Annotated in this window: 14 protein-coding genes; 6 read left to right on the top strand and 8 right to left on the bottom strand. The window is 55.2% G+C overall.

What is annotated here, in order from left to right; genetic code table 11:
* Positions 1-46 precede the first annotated feature (46 nt).
* Positions 47-496: an SRPBCC domain-containing protein gene (locus tag FHS19_RS23580; protein ID WP_183584245.1), complete on the bottom strand. Its 450-nt coding sequence runs from the start codon at positions 494-496 to the stop codon at positions 47-49.
* Between the two features lie 178 nt (positions 497-674).
* Here FHS19_RS23580 and FHS19_RS23575 point away from each other — a divergent pair, with 178 nt between their 5' ends.
* Both FHS19_RS23575 and FHS19_RS23570 read left to right on the top strand, forming a co-directional pair.
* The gene (locus FHS19_RS23575; protein WP_183584244.1) at positions 675-1,301 is read left to right on the top strand and encodes a VOC family protein; all 627 of its coding nucleotides are present in this window, start codon (positions 675-677) and stop codon (positions 1,299-1,301) included.
* A gap of 45 nt (positions 1,302-1,346) precedes the next feature.
* Entirely contained in the window at positions 1,347-1,796 is a 450-nt protein-coding gene (locus FHS19_RS23570; protein WP_183584243.1) for a YybH family protein, read from the top strand.
* Between the two features lie 114 nt (positions 1,797-1,910).
* Here FHS19_RS23570 and FHS19_RS23565 read toward each other — a convergent pair whose 3' ends face one another.
* Both FHS19_RS23565 and nfsA read right to left on the bottom strand, forming a co-directional pair.
* Positions 1,911-2,717, bottom strand: a complete 807-nt coding sequence (locus FHS19_RS23565; protein ID WP_183584242.1) for a hypothetical protein — start codon at positions 2,715-2,717, stop codon at positions 1,911-1,913.
* Positions 2,718-2,971: 254 nt separating this feature from the next.
* Complete coding sequence (gene nfsA, locus FHS19_RS23560) at positions 2,972-3,715, bottom strand: oxygen-insensitive NADPH nitroreductase (RefSeq protein ID WP_183584241.1); 744 nt, start codon at positions 3,713-3,715, stop codon at positions 2,972-2,974.
* Positions 3,716-4,004: 289 nt separating this feature from the next.
* On the opposite strand from nfsA, the gene FHS19_RS23555 reads away from it, so the two are divergent.
* Complete coding sequence (locus FHS19_RS23555; protein ID WP_246426778.1) at positions 4,005-4,625, top strand: histidine phosphatase family protein; 621 nt, start codon at positions 4,005-4,007, stop codon at positions 4,623-4,625.
* Positions 4,626-4,753: 128 nt separating this feature from the next.
* On the opposite strand, the gene FHS19_RS23550 is transcribed toward FHS19_RS23555, so the two are convergent.
* Complete coding sequence (locus tag FHS19_RS23550) at positions 4,754-5,794, bottom strand: NAD(P)-dependent alcohol dehydrogenase (protein WP_183584240.1); 1,041 nt, start codon at positions 5,792-5,794, stop codon at positions 4,754-4,756.
* Positions 5,795-6,115: 321 nt separating this feature from the next.
* Here FHS19_RS23550 and FHS19_RS23545 point away from each other — a divergent pair, with 321 nt between their 5' ends.
* Positions 6,116-6,499: a MerR family transcriptional regulator gene (locus FHS19_RS23545; protein WP_183584239.1), complete on the top strand. Its 384-nt coding sequence runs from the start codon at positions 6,116-6,118 to the stop codon at positions 6,497-6,499.
* Positions 6,500-6,692: 193 nt separating this feature from the next.
* Here FHS19_RS23545 and FHS19_RS23540 read toward each other — a convergent pair whose 3' ends face one another.
* From FHS19_RS23540 to FHS19_RS23530, 3 genes are all read right to left on the bottom strand, one after another.
* On the bottom strand, positions 6,693-9,131 hold the full coding sequence (locus tag FHS19_RS23540) for a heavy metal translocating P-type ATPase (protein WP_183584238.1): 2,439 nt from the start codon (positions 9,129-9,131) through the stop codon (positions 6,693-6,695).
* Between the two features lie 183 nt (positions 9,132-9,314).
* A complete protein-coding gene (locus FHS19_RS23535) occupies positions 9,315-9,515 on the bottom strand; it encodes a copper ion binding protein (protein ID WP_183584574.1) in 201 nt (66 codons plus the stop codon).
* A gap of 46 nt (positions 9,516-9,561) precedes the next feature.
* Entirely contained in the window at positions 9,562-9,903 is a 342-nt protein-coding gene (locus FHS19_RS23530; protein WP_183584573.1) for a metal-sensitive transcriptional regulator, read from the bottom strand.
* Positions 9,904-10,120: 217 nt separating this feature from the next.
* Between FHS19_RS23530 and FHS19_RS23525 the strand changes: the two genes are divergently transcribed.
* Positions 10,121-12,004 carry a bifunctional diguanylate cyclase/phosphohydrolase gene (locus FHS19_RS23525; protein ID WP_183584237.1) on the top strand — a complete coding sequence of 628 codons (1,884 nt, stop codon included), beginning with the start codon at positions 10,121-10,123 and terminating at the stop codon, positions 12,002-12,004.
* Between the two features lie 162 nt (positions 12,005-12,166).
* Here FHS19_RS23525 and FHS19_RS23520 read toward each other — a convergent pair whose 3' ends face one another.
* Positions 12,167-12,337, bottom strand: a complete 171-nt coding sequence (locus tag FHS19_RS23520) for a hypothetical protein (RefSeq protein WP_163880247.1) — start codon at positions 12,335-12,337, stop codon at positions 12,167-12,169.
* A gap of 415 nt (positions 12,338-12,752) precedes the next feature.
* Between FHS19_RS23520 and FHS19_RS23515 the strand changes: the two genes are divergently transcribed.
* A complete protein-coding gene (locus FHS19_RS23515; protein ID WP_183584236.1) occupies positions 12,753-14,420 on the top strand; it encodes a copper resistance CopC/CopD family protein in 1,668 nt (555 codons plus the stop codon).
* The last annotated feature ends 17 nt before the right edge of the window (positions 14,421-14,437 follow it).

Here is a 14,437-nt window from a genome sequence, read left to right as displayed (position 1 = left end):
GGCCCTTTTCTTTTTACAATCCCAGGATATGTTTAACGCTATGGTGTTATCCGCCAATGAGCGCCTCTCCGGTTTCGAGCAGCGTCTTTAAGCCTGAAAGCACGATCGGAAATCCCCTTTCAACAATTTTTGCCGTTTCAGCGGCTTGTTCCAGTTCGTCATGCACAACGGTTACGAGGGTGACGCCCTTAAGTTCGTCGTGTGAACTGATCTCCCACGTAATGCGTATCGGGGGCTCGTTTTTCGTCCCCGGAAACGCAACATACCGCCAACTCATTACGAGTTTACTCGGAGGATCGATATCGACAATGATCCCTTCCGCTCTCTTTTCTTCCTTGTTCCATAGCTCGAATGGAGATTCGATTTGCCAATCGGAACGGATGGCGCAGTTGTACCAAAACTTCGACGTCTTGTCCGGATCCGTAATCGCTTGCCACACTTGTTCGGGGGTTGCTTTAATCGCGATCCGACTTACATGACGAGGGTTGGTTTCCATTTTCGTTTCACGCTCCAGTTCAAAAAAATATTTTTAATCGCTTGACACGTTACTTTTTAGTAACATATGATGAGGGTGTCATAAGTGACTTTATAGTCACATGATAGCGCAAATGGATTTGTTTGTCAGCCGGCGGCAGGCAAATCGCATAAAAAATGAACGGGAGCTGATCTTCTAAATGGCTAAACAGATGATGGAAACTCCACAACATGATCAAGACCCTCTTGACGAGCCAGGTATTCCGCCTGTGCAGCTGCATCACATTGGTTTTAAAACGGCCAGGTTCCTGGAGATGCGGGAGTTCTACCGCACCTTCCTCGGAGTCACACCGTCCCTTGAAGTGGAGGGCATTGGAGGCTTTTACACCTTTGATCTGGCCCACCATCGCCTGGTCCTCTTTCACGATCCTGCTTGCATCGAACAGGTACCCGAAAGCGCGGGCATGCATCATGTAGCATTCATCTACAGCATCGATGATCTCCTGCGGACGTACCAGCGTTTGAAACAAAAGGGGCTGGTGCCGTACATGGCGATGAATCATGGTCCAAATACGTCGTTCTATTATCGGGATCCTGACAACAATGCCCTTGAACTTCAAGCCGACAACTATGGACCTGACCTGCTCAAAGGTCTGGAAGCCATGCGCGAACTCCAGCATTGTTCCAACCCCATCGAAGCACTCGGCGTCTTGGTGAACCCGGAAACCTTTTTGAAAGCCTGGCAAGAGGGAGCAACCCTAACGGAGTTACACAAACGTTCCTACGCGGGCGAGTTTGCCGAAGGTGCACCTTCGTTCCCAATATAAAGGGGCAGAAAGCCGTAAACCGCAAATACAGAGGAGGAAAAACCAATGAACAGCATTCAGAGTATTGTTGATCGCTTCGAGATCGAAGCGCTGCGCGGCGAGTTCACCGATTCGGTGATGATGCGGGATCCCGACCGCCTGGCGTCATTGTTCACGGAGGACGGCGTGTGGCGGATTCCGGGTGCGGGCGTTGAACTCACCGGCCGGGAGCAGATTCGCGGCGGGAGCAAGCGGCTGCAAAGCCAGTGGGACTTTTTCGTGCAAACCACGCACCCGGGCACGATCCAACTCGATGGTGATACAGCCGTCGGCCGTGCCTTCATCTCTGAGCTCGCCCGCCTGCAAGACGGCAGGAGTGGACTGAACTACGCCGTATACCATGACCGCTATCAACGCACAGCGGACGGCTGGAAGTTCGCCGAGCGCGTCTACGAGATCCGATATCTCGACACCACACCGCTTTCGGGCTCGGTGCAGATCGAAGCACATGAGTAGAAACCGATGTTCCGGCGCCCCGCTGCGGGGCGCCGGCTTTTGAGTTGAAAAAAATGATTACGGGTCGGATTGGCGCATCAGAAACGGAATATACGGCACCGGCTTCGGCTGTCCTTAATACAGCTTCTGCTTGTTTTCAATCCGTTTGGTATCCAGATTCAGCTCCTGATAGTAGATCATGTTTTTATCCACTTTGGTCACGTTAAAGATGACGCCGGTCTTCCCGGACGTTTCGGGGCCCTTCACCACCGTGACAGTCTGAGGGAACACCTTGTCCGGATCCGGCACGGCCTTCAAAGAGTCCACGCTGATCTGGCTTTGGTACGTATTCGGATGCTTATCGAAATATTCCGTAGACCGGATCAGCCCGCCATCCTCGTCCCATCTGGGCTCGCCGAAGGTGTTCAATGCAGCGTAGGGTTTCAAATCTCCGGTATAGTAAAGTTCCGACTTATAGCGGTCGGGATTGCGGCTCGTTACACGGGTGACGATAAAGTATGGCCCGGTAGGGCTCAGAGTTACGTTTGACTCCTTGGCGCTGTATGTATGCTTGATGACGAGCTTTTCCGTCTTCGCCTGATAATCTCCGAAATAGACTTCGAAGCTGCTGCTGTCCGTCGATTTGATGTAAACGTATTTTTGGGTGAGCCGGGAGTAGCTCAAGCTTTTCACGGTTCCCGTGTTCGTCAGAGCCTCCATCTGATCGGCAAAAGTGGCGTTACTCCCCTGCTCCGTTACTCCGGCTGCCCCGCCTGATGAATGGCCGTTCTCCACATTGCCAGGCTTTCCTGCCTCCTCGCCGGAACTGATCGGAGCGGGAGTCATCCCCAGGCCGTCATTCAAGCCTCCCGGTTCCGTGCAACCCGCCAATGCCAGAAGTATACAGCATCCCGGCAGTACAGTTTTGAATCTTGTCCACATGTATGGCTGCTCCTTTTCCATAAAATGATCATTTATATATCTTTTAGCTGGGATAAGCAATTATAAGCATTATAGAGACCTCTGCTCGTCTATAAAAGGGCTGCTCCGTTACTTTTGAATGAAGGTTTTGTCACCATTCCTAAGTTATTTACCCAGGAAAAGGAAAATTGGCACATCAGGCGCACAAAAAAGAGACTTGCGTCCAAAGACGTAAGCCTCTTTTTCATCATCATCGAGCCTCGGCGGCTGCCGGTTTATTTTTTCATAAAGCCTTTCCCGGTCAAAAACTCCCGCATATGCAGCCGGATCGGCTCGGCCAAACGATCGGCCATAATCTGCGACCATGGCGTATCCCGCTTGCCGCCGGTCCGCTCGGACAGGTAGCGCTGCATCGTTTGGTCATACGCCTGCACAGGCTCCTGAATCCGCTCCTCGTTGTAGCCGTTGCGGTGCAGGACCGCCTCCACCGGCAGCCGCGGACGAATGCCCGGCTCCTGATCCGGCACGCCCAGGCACATGCCGAATACCGGGTAGACAAGCTTCGGCAGATTCAGCAGCTCGGATAATTCGGCGATCCGGTTGCGGATGCCCCCGATATAGACGATGCCCAGCCCGAGCGATTCCGCGGCGACCGCCGCCGTCTGGGCCGCCAAAGCCGCATCGACCGTGGCCACGATATAATTCTCCGTCGAGTCCACGTACGACTCCCGGCCGGCCATGTGACCGCCGGTGACCTGATCCAGACGGTGCAAATCCGCACACCAGATCAGAAACACCGGGCATTCCTCGATATAGGCCTGATTGCCGGCTAATTCGGCCAGCTGCTTCTTCAGGGCCGGGTCCGTGGCCGCGATGACGCTGTAAGCCTGCACATTGCTGGAAGTGGAAGCGCACTGTGCCGCAGAAATGATCTCGTGCAGCTGTTCCTCCGTAACCGGTTCATTCTTGAACTTGCGGATGGAGCGGTGGTTTTTTATTAAGGATATAACCTCGTTCATCAGTCATACATCTCCTAACGCGAGTGGTTGTTCACAAGACGTCTCAAGGTTGAATCCCGCCTGCAATCATACGCAACAGGCAGACACCGGACCCTATTATTATAAACCATCCTCGTCACTTCAAAAAATGGATGCGCTGCGGCTTCCCCTGTTCTATTTTTCATAGAAATCCATTAGAATATAATTAGATATACATCTAATTTGATTTATATTAAATTCGTTATTGTTTATTAATCACATTAACGGTTTGAACCGTAACACTTGCGGTCTATGCCAAGGAGGTCCCATCATGTATCAGATGGCCACAAGCACTACCTTTCATCTCGTCCGGCACGGCACCAAGGTCCGTGCTATCGGTGATGTCCCGCTTTCCCCCGAGGGCGTGCTGCAGGCCCGTCAGACGGCCCGTCATTTAAGCCGGCTGCCCCTGGCCGCGATTATGTCCAGCCCGCTCCGGCGGGCGGCGGACACGGCCGGATATATCGCCGAAGCCTCCGGCCTTCCCGTGCATACGGATGCCCGGCTCAGGGAGCGCGCCAACTGGGGCGATCTCCCCGGCCAATCCTTTGAAGCGTTTGTGCGCATGTGGGAGCGATGCACGAACGACCGGGATTATGTCCCTCCCGTCGGCGACTCCGCAAGACAGGCCGGCGACCGGCTGTCATCGCTCCTGTTGGAGCAGGCTTTGCAGCATCCGGGCAAACATCTCGCCTTGGTTACCCACGGCGGACTGATCACGGATTTTCTGCTCAATGCCTTTCCCGAAAGCGAGCTGAACCGCTGGTACCCCTCCTTCGTCTCCAGACAGAGCGAGCTGGTGCCGGAATGCTCGATCACGACCGTCCTGTCCGGCAGTGACGGCGGGTTCGTTCTGACCGGGTTCGCCTCCATCCGGCATCTTCAAAAGTAACCGGCAGCACAAAGCCCCGGCAGGGGCCTTGTGGCAAAGGCTCTGCCGGGGACTCGGAGCATCCGTCCATGAAGCGCATGGCGACCCGTTATCTGTTGAGCGAGTTCCCCATCGAAACATGGCTTCATTTACAGTGTAGCCATATCAATGACAAACCGGTACCGCACGTCGCTGCGAAGGACGCGTTCATAAGCCTCGTCGACTTGGTCGGCGCGAATCACCTCAATTTTAGGGGCAATGCCGTGCTCCGCTGAAAAATCAAGCATCTCCTGCGTTTCCCGAATGCCGCCTACGAGGGACCCGGCGATGCTGCGGCGGCCTATAATTAAGGAGAACACGTTGTACTGATCCGGTGTGCCCGGAGCACCGACATTAACAAGCGTACCATCGACGCGAAGGAGTGATAGGTACGCGTCAACGTCAAGATTCGCGGATACGGTGTTCAGGATGAGATCGAAACGGCCGGCCAGCGCTTTGAACGTCTCCGGATCACTGGTGGCAAAGTAATGGTCTGCGCCGAAGCTCTGGGCTTCGTCTTTTTTACCCATGGACCGGCTCAAAACCGTGACTTCCGCACCCAGGGCATGCGCGTATTGGATCGCCAGGTGGCCGAGCCCGCCCATCCCCAAAATGGCTACCTTTTTGCCGGGGCCAGCGTTCCAATGCTTCAATGGGGAATACGTGGTGATGCCGGCACAGAGCAGCGGGCTTGCCTCGCTCAGCTCCAGACCTTCCGGGATCCGGACGACGAATCTCTCCGTAACGACGATCTTTTGGCTGTACCCGCCATAGGTTGGATTGCCGTCATAGTCCAGCGAATTATAGGTCTGAACGACGCCCTTCGTGCAATACTGTTCTTCTCCCATGAGGCAGTATTCGCACTCTCCGCAGGAGTCTACAAAGCAGCCCACGCCAACGCGGTCACCCACCGCAAATCGGGTTACTTCCGAACCTGCAGCCGCTACGATGCCGGCAATTTCATGACCGGGAACCATCGGGAATATCCCCCCGCCCCACTCAGCATAGGCACTATGTATATCCGAATGGCAAACACCGCTGTAATGAATATCGATTAAAACGTCGTCCGGCCGCAGCTCTCTCCGCTCAATCGTTGTTTTTTCAAAAGGTTCTTTAGCGCCTGGGGCGCTGAGCACGCGTGTTGTACACATCTTTCTCACTACTCCCTTACTCATGGAATTGGATTGCATTGGCTTGCATTTTTAGCATAAATCTTCAAGTTCACTTTAAGTCAAGGGCATTTTTTCATCACTTAAGAGACCATGATTCTTTGGCATAAACACTTACTATTCCTGAGTTCTGTAGGCGGATTTCGCTCAACATCCTCTGTTTTTCATATTCCGTTCGGTTTTTTCCAACAACCGGCTGCCTGCCCCATCGGCATTCTATCTATTCAGGGCTCATTTCAGTTACCTCTGAACATCACTTATGCTAAAGTTAACTTTAACAACAAAAACAGAGGAGTGTATCCAATGAACAGTATAAAAGAGGTCACGCAGATGACTGGAATAACGGCTTCCACGCTCCGGTACTATGAAAATGAAGGCTTGCTCCCTCATGTCAAACGCGACGAGAACGGAAAACGCCAATACGATGAAGAAGACCTGGAATGGGTGCATTTCATTACCGCACTTCGGGCAACGGGCATGCCAATCGTACAGATACAGAGATATGTCCAGTTGTATCAAGCGGGCGATTTCACCATTTCGGAACGTAAAGCGATGATGCTCCAGCATAAAAGAGATATTGAACACAAAATAGCCGAGCTCTACCGCAATTTGGATAAAATCAATTATAAATTGGCGCTGTACGACGTGCTCGAAGCCCAAAGGAATCATGCGGACATTAAAATATGATCGAACCCAAACCCATGATGCCAGGCATCAATCCTGCTCAGTAGCCAGGGGGAACGATTTACACGCAAAAAGCCCAAGGGGCCGGCTTTCATCCGGTTCCCTCGGGCGAATTTGTTGTAACGGCATATGCAGTTAAAACTAGTGACCGGCATAACCTTTGCCACCGCTGCTTAAGTCTATCCAGCAGCGGAGCTCACAGCTTCACCCGCTGCAGGCGCAGCGCGTTCAGCACGACCGACACGGAGCTGAACGCCATCGCGGCGCCGGCCAGCCATGGCGCCAGGAAGCCCGCCGCGGCGATCGGGATGCCGACCGTGTTGTAGGCGAGCGCCCAGAACAGGTTCTGCTTGATGTTGCCCATCGTCCGGCGGCTCATCAGAATCGCGTCGGCGATGGCGTTCAAGTCGCCACGCATCAAGGTGACGTCGGCGGCCTCCATCGCCACGTCCGTCCCCGTGCCGATCGCCATGCCGATATCGGCCGTCGCCAGGGCCGGGGCGTCGTTGATGCCGTCCCCGACCATCGCCACCTTGCGGCCGGCCTGCTGCAGCTTCTTCACTTCCTCGGCCTTGCCTTCCGGCAGCACCTCCGCCAGTACGCGGCGGATGCCGGCCTGAGCCGCGATCGCCTGCGCCGTCCGCTCGTTGTCGCCGGTGATCATGACGACCTCGATGCCCATCTCCTGCAGGCGGGACACCGCCTCACGCGACGTCTCCTTGATCGTATCGGCGACGGCTACGAGCCCGGCATATTTGCCGTCCACCGCCACCAGCATCGCCGTCTTCCCGGCCTCCTCGAGCCGGTTCATCACCGGGAGGGCGCTGTCCAGCGCTACTCCTCGTTCGGCCATCAGCTTCCGGGTGCCGATCAGCACGAAGCGGCCGTCGACCCGGGCGGAGACGCCGTAGCCCGGCAGATTGGCAAATTCCTTCGCTTCCGGCAGCGGCAGCCCTTTGCTCCGCTCCTGCGCGCCCGCCACGATGGCTTCCGCCAGCGGATGCTCGGAGTGCTTCTCAACCGCCGCGGTCATCCGCAGCAGCGACTGCTCGGTCATGAGCGGCGCGGGCACCACGTCCGTCAGCTGCGGCTTGCCGCTCGTGACGGTGCCGGTTTTGTCCAGCACGACCACCTGGACGTCCTGTGCCGACTCCAGATGCTCCCCGCCTTTAAACAGGATGCCGAACTCCGCGGCCCGGCCGGAGCCGGCCATGATGGAGGTCGGCGTCGCCAGTCCGAGCGCGCACGGGCAGGCAATGACGAGCACCGCGATCGCCTTCTCCAAGGCAGGGGCAAAATGACCCGGGTCCACAAGGAAGTACCAAGCCAGCCCGGTCACAATCGCAATACCGACCACGATCGGCACGAAGATGCCGGAAATGACGTCGGCGATCCGCTGGATCGGTGCCTTGGAGCCCTGCGCCTCCTCCACGACCTTGATAATCTGCGCCAGCGCCGTCTCGCTGCCGACCTTCGTCGCCCGGATGCGCAGCACGCCGTTCTTGTTCAGCGTGGCGCCCACCACATTGTCCCCGGCCCGTTTCTCGACCGGGAGGCTTTCGCCGGTCAGCATGGACTCATCAACAGAGGACGCTCCTTCGAGAACCCGCCCGTCCACCGGAATTTTCTCCCCGGGACGGACGATTACGGTATCTCCGGCGGCTACGTCCGCGACCGGGATGCTGATCTCCTTCCCGTCCCGCAGGACGAGCGCCGTTTTGGCCTGCAGCCCCATCAGGCTTTTGATCGCCTCCGAAGACCGGCCTTTGGCAAGCGCCTCAAACCATTTACCCACCAAAATCAGCGTGATCAAAATGCTGCTCGTCTCATAATACATTTCAACCCCATGATGCATCCCCATTGCCGCGGAGGCAATCGTCAGATACAGGCTGTAAAAATAAGCGGCCGATGTGCCCAGTGCAACCAGCACGTCCATGTTGGCGCTCCAATTGCGCAGCGCTTTATAGGCTCCGACGTAGAACTGCCCGCCGATGATGAACTGTACGGGCGTCGCCAGAATCAGCTGGAACCAAGGGTTCATGAACAGCGAAGGCACTGGAATCCACGCCGTAAAGGAAAAGTGGCCTACCATCGCCCAGAGCAGCGGCAGGGAGAGAATGGCCGACATCATCCATTTCCACCGTTTATGCTGGATCTCCTGACGGCGCAGCTCGGCGGTATCCTTGGCTTCCTGCTTCGGAATCGCCTTGTACCCGAGCTGCTCGACCTTATGCATCATATCCGGCACGGTCACCGTCCCCGGCATGTATTCCACACGGGCCGTTTCCAGGGCCAGATTGACATTCGCCTCCGTCACGCCGGACAGCCGGCTGAGCCCCTTCTCGATCCGGGTCGCGCAGGCCGCGCAGGTCATTCCCGTAATGTCAAAATCCATCGTTTCCTTCATCGTGCCGTAACCGAGCGATACGATTTTGTCTTCCAGCTGCTTCAGGTTCGTCTGCTTCGGATCATAGGTAACGGAGGCCTTCTCCAATGCCAGGTTCACGTTCGCCCGGCTGACGCCTTCCATCCGGCCGAGCCCCTTCTCGATCCGGGCCGCACAGGCCGCGCAGGTCATTCCCGTAATAGGCAGAGTCGTATGTTTCTCCGATTGATCCGGTATATGCTGCTCCATGGCCGCGTTCTCTCCTTTCCCAGTCTGTGGCATACCCTAGCGGGGTATAAACTTGAGTCAAAAAAGGCAGCGCCCGCAAATCACGTAAATTCGCATCGCTGCCAGGTATATGCGGAGGACGCCCTCGCCTCCGCCAGCTTTTGAAATTTGCATTAGAGGCGTAACATCCGCCTGCCCTAATGTTTAGACAACATCGTAGCCTTGATCCTCAATCGCTGCCTTAATGGCGTCCAGGCTTACTTTGTTCTCATCGTAGTCTACCGTCACCGTATTGGACGGCAAGTCAACCTTGCCTGCGGCGCCGGCATTCTTCACCGCTCCCTCTACAGCATTGACGCAGTGGTTGCACGACATGCCTTGAACATTAAGCGTAACCTGTTTCATCATATATTCCTCCTTAAATTGGATAATCTCTGCGCTCTTGTAGGTATTATTTCATTAATTTCTTTACCGTAACCAGCAGTTCGTCAATCACTTCATGGTCCCCGGCTTCGATCCGCTCGACCACGCAGCTCTTCATATGCCCCTCCAGGAGCAGCTTGCCTACGCCGTTCAGAGCGGATTGGATCGCCGCGATCTGGTTCAGCACATCATCGCAATAGGTATCCTTCTCGATCAGGCCTTTCACACCGCGGATCTGTCCCTCAATTCGGTTCAAACGAGTAATCAAGTTGTTCTTGGTTTGTTCCGAGTGATGGCTGTGCCGCTCGCTGCATCCCGCTTCGCAGGAGCTGTCAGGACTGGGAGCGGAGAGCGGGGCACTGCCCGTCATTCCTTCGACCTTCATTTCGACCTTCGCCATGAGGACACCTCCTTTGCCGCTTTGATACCATCATTATACGATACCCCCCAATAGTATGCAAGCACAGAACCGTCAGATAATGGATTCGTTTTCCATTCCGCCATGAAAATTAAAGGAATTAAGATTTAACAAGGCGAATTAAACACTGATTCGCTTATCTATTTTTTGCTGCAGGGAGAAAATTTTTATGTTCAAAAAACGTCTTTTAACGCAGCAGCAAATACCCGGATTTATCGGCACGCTGGTGTTCTGCCTGCTTGGCACCCTTTTGTTTCTGCTCAACATGAGCCGCCTGTCCCTCCCGTATACTACGGCGGACTGGTTTCTCCTCGGCTCCATGCTTGCCGCGTCGCTGGTCCTGTATATGTATACCTTCCAGGTTCCCCCGGACGGAAGCAAGCAGTCGATGGACTCGGTCGTGTATCTGGCGTGCATCTTTACCTATGGGAGTGCGGCTTCGCTGGTTATGCTGCTGGTCAGCGCGGTCATCTTCGCCTTCATTGAACGGAAACTGGCATGGTGGAAGCATCTTCTCAATTTCTCCATTTATTCCATCATGATTTCCGGCGCAGGCGGCATGTTTCATCTGATGGGCGGCCGTCAGGGCTACCTTCAGAACGTCCATTTACCGGCATACTTCAGCGCCCTCGTAGCTTATTTTATACTGAATCTGGTATGTATCGGCTTGTACTATTGCTTGATGTACCGCAACCGGGACAACCTGTACGCCCTGCTGAAGGGATTGCTGCGGGAATCGATGCTTGTTTACTTATGCATCCTGATCCTCTCCCTCGTGCTCACCATCATGATCGTCCATAACGGTGTGACGGGACTGGGACTGTTTCTCGGCATCAGCCTGCTGCTGTCCCATCTGTTCCGGATGCAGTTCGGCATGTATCAGCAGGTGCAGGAGCGCGCCAATACGGATCAGCGGACGGGATTATACAATCATACCTACTTCGAGCAAATTCTCGACGTGCAGCTGCAGCAGGCGAGAAATACCGGCAAGCCGCTGTCCCTGGCTATGGTCGATATCGACGATTTCAAAAAGTACAACGATCACTTCGGGCACCTGAAGGGCGACCGGCTGCTGGGCCTCATGGGCCAAATTTTAAAAGAGGAATCGGAAACGGCCGGCATTTCCGCCTCCCGGTACGGCGGCGAGGAGTTTTCCCTGCTGATGCCTGGTTACGATACGCAGCAGGCCCTCCAGTTTATCAACCGTCTGCGCAAACGGATCAACGACACCCCTTACGAAGGCGTAGAAATTTTTCCGCATGGATGCTTGTCCTTCTCAGCCGGCATTTCCGGATACAAGCCTGACATCCACGACAAATCGCTATTGGTGGATCAGGCGGACCAGGCGCTCTACGGTGCCAAAAAACAGGGCAAAAACGCGGTGAACATCTACGGGGAATCCCAGCCTGTACAGGATGAGCAGGACATCGCCCAGGACGTCAAAAACATCGAGCAGCAGCTCAGCCTGTTTCTGTACAAGGATATCGATACGTTCAAGCATTCCAAGCGGGTGTTTCGCTACGCCATGGATATGAGCAAAGTACTCGGGCTGGACCCGGTCAGCCGGAAGCAGTTCGTGCTCGGGGCACTCATCCACGATATCGGCAAGCTCGAAATACCGCGCGACATTATCCGGAAGCAGGGCAAGCTGAGCCCGTCGGAATGGGAAACGGTGAAAAAGCATGTCGTTTGGGGCAAGGAAATCGCGCTCATTCAGGAGCAGTTCAAAGCGCTGACGCCCTATATCGAGCTGCATCATGAACGGTACGACGGCAAGGGGTACCCGCACGGGTATCGGAAGGAAGAAATCCCTCTGCTGTGCCGGATGCTCACCGTGATCGATTCCTTTGACGCCATGACCTCGGAGCGCCCCTATCAGAATACCAAATCGGTCGAAGATGCAATCCGCGAGCTGCGCGCCTGTGCCGGCACCCAGTTTGACCCGGACCTGACCGAGCTGTTTATCCGGTATATTGAAGCCAGACAGCAGGGCAAAGCCTTCCCGGCTGCGGATGTGAACCTTCTCTATGCGGGTTCGCCAACAACGCCTTGAATTCACCCATATTCTATCTATATGAACGAAAAACCCGTCGCATGTCTGCAAAGCATGCGACGGGTTTCTTCAACTTGATTTGATTGCTTCCTTTTACCTGCAAAAAGGATACCCTTCCGGGTACCCTTTTTCTGTCCGTCCGTTCGGGTAGGCCCAGCCGGCTTACCCGCGCTCTGTGTTTAACTCGTATGATGTTTGGTGTAATTCCTTAATCATGTGCTGCAGGAACATGTTCTGTTGACGGCTGATTCCGTACTGGTTATCCTTGATGATCAATTGTTGAATCCGTTTCTTCAGCAGCTCACTCCGACGTTCCAATACAGCCAAACTCATGAATAACATCACTCCTGATTTCAATTTTTTCGTTCATCGGGAACTCCCTTTTTATTATATCGAGACCTGAAACTTATTGAAAATGTGCTGAAAATGGCTGATCCCGGCCCTCGCGGGCTGAACCGCGATGACCGGGGCTCAGAGCCCCCAGCCGGAGATATCCTGCCGTATCCTCCGGTATCCGGCAAGTCAGCCGCCAAATATCCCATTTCATGGGAAATTTCGGATTCCGGAAAGGGGGCCACGCATAGATCCCACCGGATGTTTGGCGAAAGTTCACGAAATCGATGAATCCTGAGGTCTGCTATAGCCCATTAGGGTCATTTTCATCTTGGGTTGATGGCTATACAATTACCAGTGTGCCTGCCGCAAGCGGCGGTATCGGCTCTGAATTCAAAGTAGGTGAATCCTTGATATGTTTAAACGTAATATGAAACCGCTATGGGTGTGGATGCTGGTGATCTTCATCGGAGTGCTCATTCATCCTGCCGCCAGCTCGGCCCATGCCTATCTGACCAAGTCCAGCCCGTCCGATAATGAGGTGATGACGCAGGCGCCGGCCAAAGTGACGCTTCAGTTCAACGAGGCGCTGCAGCCGGCCTTTCACTCCATAATCGTGATGGATTCGTCCGGAGCAGAGGTTAACCAAGGTAACAGCAAAATTCCGGCCGGACAGCCGGCTGTCCTGGAAGTGGACCTGAAGGCCGGTCTTCCGGACGGCATTTATACAGTTCAGTGGAAAGCCGTGTCCGGAGACGGCCACCCGGTGAACGGAACGTTTCCGTTCCAAATCGGCACAAGCAGCCAGGGTACGGCCGGCCACATCGTGTACGCAGGTTATACGCCAGGCGCCGATCTGATCCTGATCCGCTGGCTCTTTTATGTAAGCTTGGCTTTTCTGCTTGGCATTCTATGCTTCTATCTGTATTTGCTGCCGGCGGGCGGAGGATCCCGGCTTCCGGTGTTATCTCCTCGGAGCCGCAAGCTTCTGGGCATATCTTATGCCGCTCTAGTCATCGGTGTGCTCCTGAGCCTGCCGATGCAGACGGCGATCGAAGCCGGTGTCGGCTGGAGCGAAGTGTGGAACGCGGAGCTCCTGGGCAAAATGCTGCGCATTACGAGCTTCGGCCACATTTGGCTGGTGCAGGTAATCCTTGTGCTGTTCCTGGGCGCGCTGCTGTACGCCGCAACCCAGAGCACCGAGCATAAAGGGCTCCGTGCGCTGTATGCGGGCACGCTGCTCACCGGCGTGGGGCTGCTGCTGTCCAAGGCATTTATTGGGCACGCGGCTTCGGCCGAATCGATATGGATGCCGGTATTTATGGATTTCCTTCATCTCGTCTCGGTTTCCATCTGGCTCGGCTGCCTGCTCGCACTTGGCTTGATTCTGCCTAGGGAGGCATCCCTCCCGGAAGAATCGGAGCTTCGCAAACAGAGTTACTTTGCGGTCATCGAGCGCTTCTCTTTGTGGGGCACCACCCTGGTTGCCGCAGTACTGATCAGCGGCGTGTACGCTTCGCTGACGTATGTGCCGACCTGGTATTCGCTGCTTCACACCGCCTACGGACGCATCCTGCTGCTGAAATGCGTGCTGCTGCTGGTGATGCTCGGCTTCGCCGCTGTGCACCTCATCCGCGGGCAGCGCCGCAGCAAGCCGCTTGGCGCCGGCGTATGGATCGAATTCGCGGCCGGCATTGCGGCCCTGGTTCTCGCCGCCGCCCTCTCGAACCTGCCCCCGGCGTCCTCCAATCCGGGGCCGGTGAATGTGCATCAGACGCTGGATAACCGCACCGTCGTCACGCTGCAGATCAGCCCGAATATCGCGGGCGAAAATACCTTCGAGGTAAGCGTGAAGGATGCCAGCGCCAAGCCGGTGCAGGGCATTCAGCAGATTAAGCTGACGCTGACCTCGCTGGACATGGATATGGGCAAATACGAAATCGAGATTCCCGGCGCCGACAAGACATATAAGGCCCGGGACCTGATCAGCATGGCTGGCCGCTGGAACGTCCATGTCCATATTTTGACCGAGTCCCTCGACGCCTGGGATACCGACTTCCAGATTACCGTCGGAAGCAGCTGAAGCATGCGGGGCAAGTG

This window comes from Paenibacillus rhizosphaerae (genome assembly GCF_014192015.1).
Taxonomy (GTDB): domain Bacteria; phylum Bacillota; class Bacilli; order Paenibacillales; family Paenibacillaceae; genus Paenibacillus_AQ; species Paenibacillus_AQ rhizosphaerae.
This window is presented reverse-complemented; position numbering and strand designations above follow the sequence as displayed.

What these genes read in the sequence shown, in the direction of transcription:
- FHS19_RS23580 (WP_183584245.1), bottom strand. Translation starts at nt 496, where the DNA reads ATGGAAACCAACCCTCGTCATGTAAGTCGGATCGCGATTAAAGCAACC.
- FHS19_RS23575 (WP_183584244.1), top strand. Translation starts at nt 675, where the DNA reads ATGGCTAAACAGATGATGGAAACTCCACAACATGATCAAGACCCTCTT.
- FHS19_RS23570 (WP_183584243.1), top strand. Translation starts at nt 1,347, where the DNA reads ATGAACAGCATTCAGAGTATTGTTGATCGCTTCGAGATCGAAGCGCTG.
- FHS19_RS23565 (WP_183584242.1), bottom strand. Translation starts at nt 2,717, where the DNA reads ATGTGGACAAGATTCAAAACTGTACTGCCGGGATGCTGTATACTTCTG.
- nfsA (WP_183584241.1), bottom strand. Translation starts at nt 3,715, where the DNA reads ATGAACGAGGTTATATCCTTAATAAAAAACCACCGCTCCATCCGCAAG.
- FHS19_RS23555 (WP_246426778.1), top strand. Translation starts at nt 4,005, where the DNA reads ATGTATCAGATGGCCACAAGCACTACCTTTCATCTCGTCCGGCACGGC.
- FHS19_RS23550 (WP_183584240.1), bottom strand. Translation starts at nt 5,794, where the DNA reads ATGTGTACAACACGCGTGCTCAGCGCCCCAGGCGCTAAAGAACCTTTT.
- FHS19_RS23545 (WP_183584239.1), top strand. Translation starts at nt 6,116, where the DNA reads ATGAACAGTATAAAAGAGGTCACGCAGATGACTGGAATAACGGCTTCC.
- FHS19_RS23540 (WP_183584238.1), bottom strand. Translation starts at nt 9,131, where the DNA reads ATGGAGCAGCATATACCGGATCAATCGGAGAAACATACGACTCTGCCT.
- FHS19_RS23535 (WP_183584574.1), bottom strand. Translation starts at nt 9,515, where the DNA reads ATGAAACAGGTTACGCTTAATGTTCAAGGCATGTCGTGCAACCACTGC.
- FHS19_RS23530 (WP_183584573.1), bottom strand. Translation starts at nt 9,903, where the DNA reads ATGACGGGCAGTGCCCCGCTCTCCGCTCCCAGTCCTGACAGCTCCTGC.
- FHS19_RS23525 (WP_183584237.1), top strand. Translation starts at nt 10,121, where the DNA reads ATGTTCAAAAAACGTCTTTTAACGCAGCAGCAAATACCCGGATTTATC.
- FHS19_RS23520 (WP_163880247.1), bottom strand. Translation starts at nt 12,337, where the DNA reads ATGAGTTTGGCTGTATTGGAACGTCGGAGTGAGCTGCTGAAGAAACGG.
- FHS19_RS23515 (WP_183584236.1), top strand. Translation starts at nt 12,753, where the DNA reads ATGTTTAAACGTAATATGAAACCGCTATGGGTGTGGATGCTGGTGATC.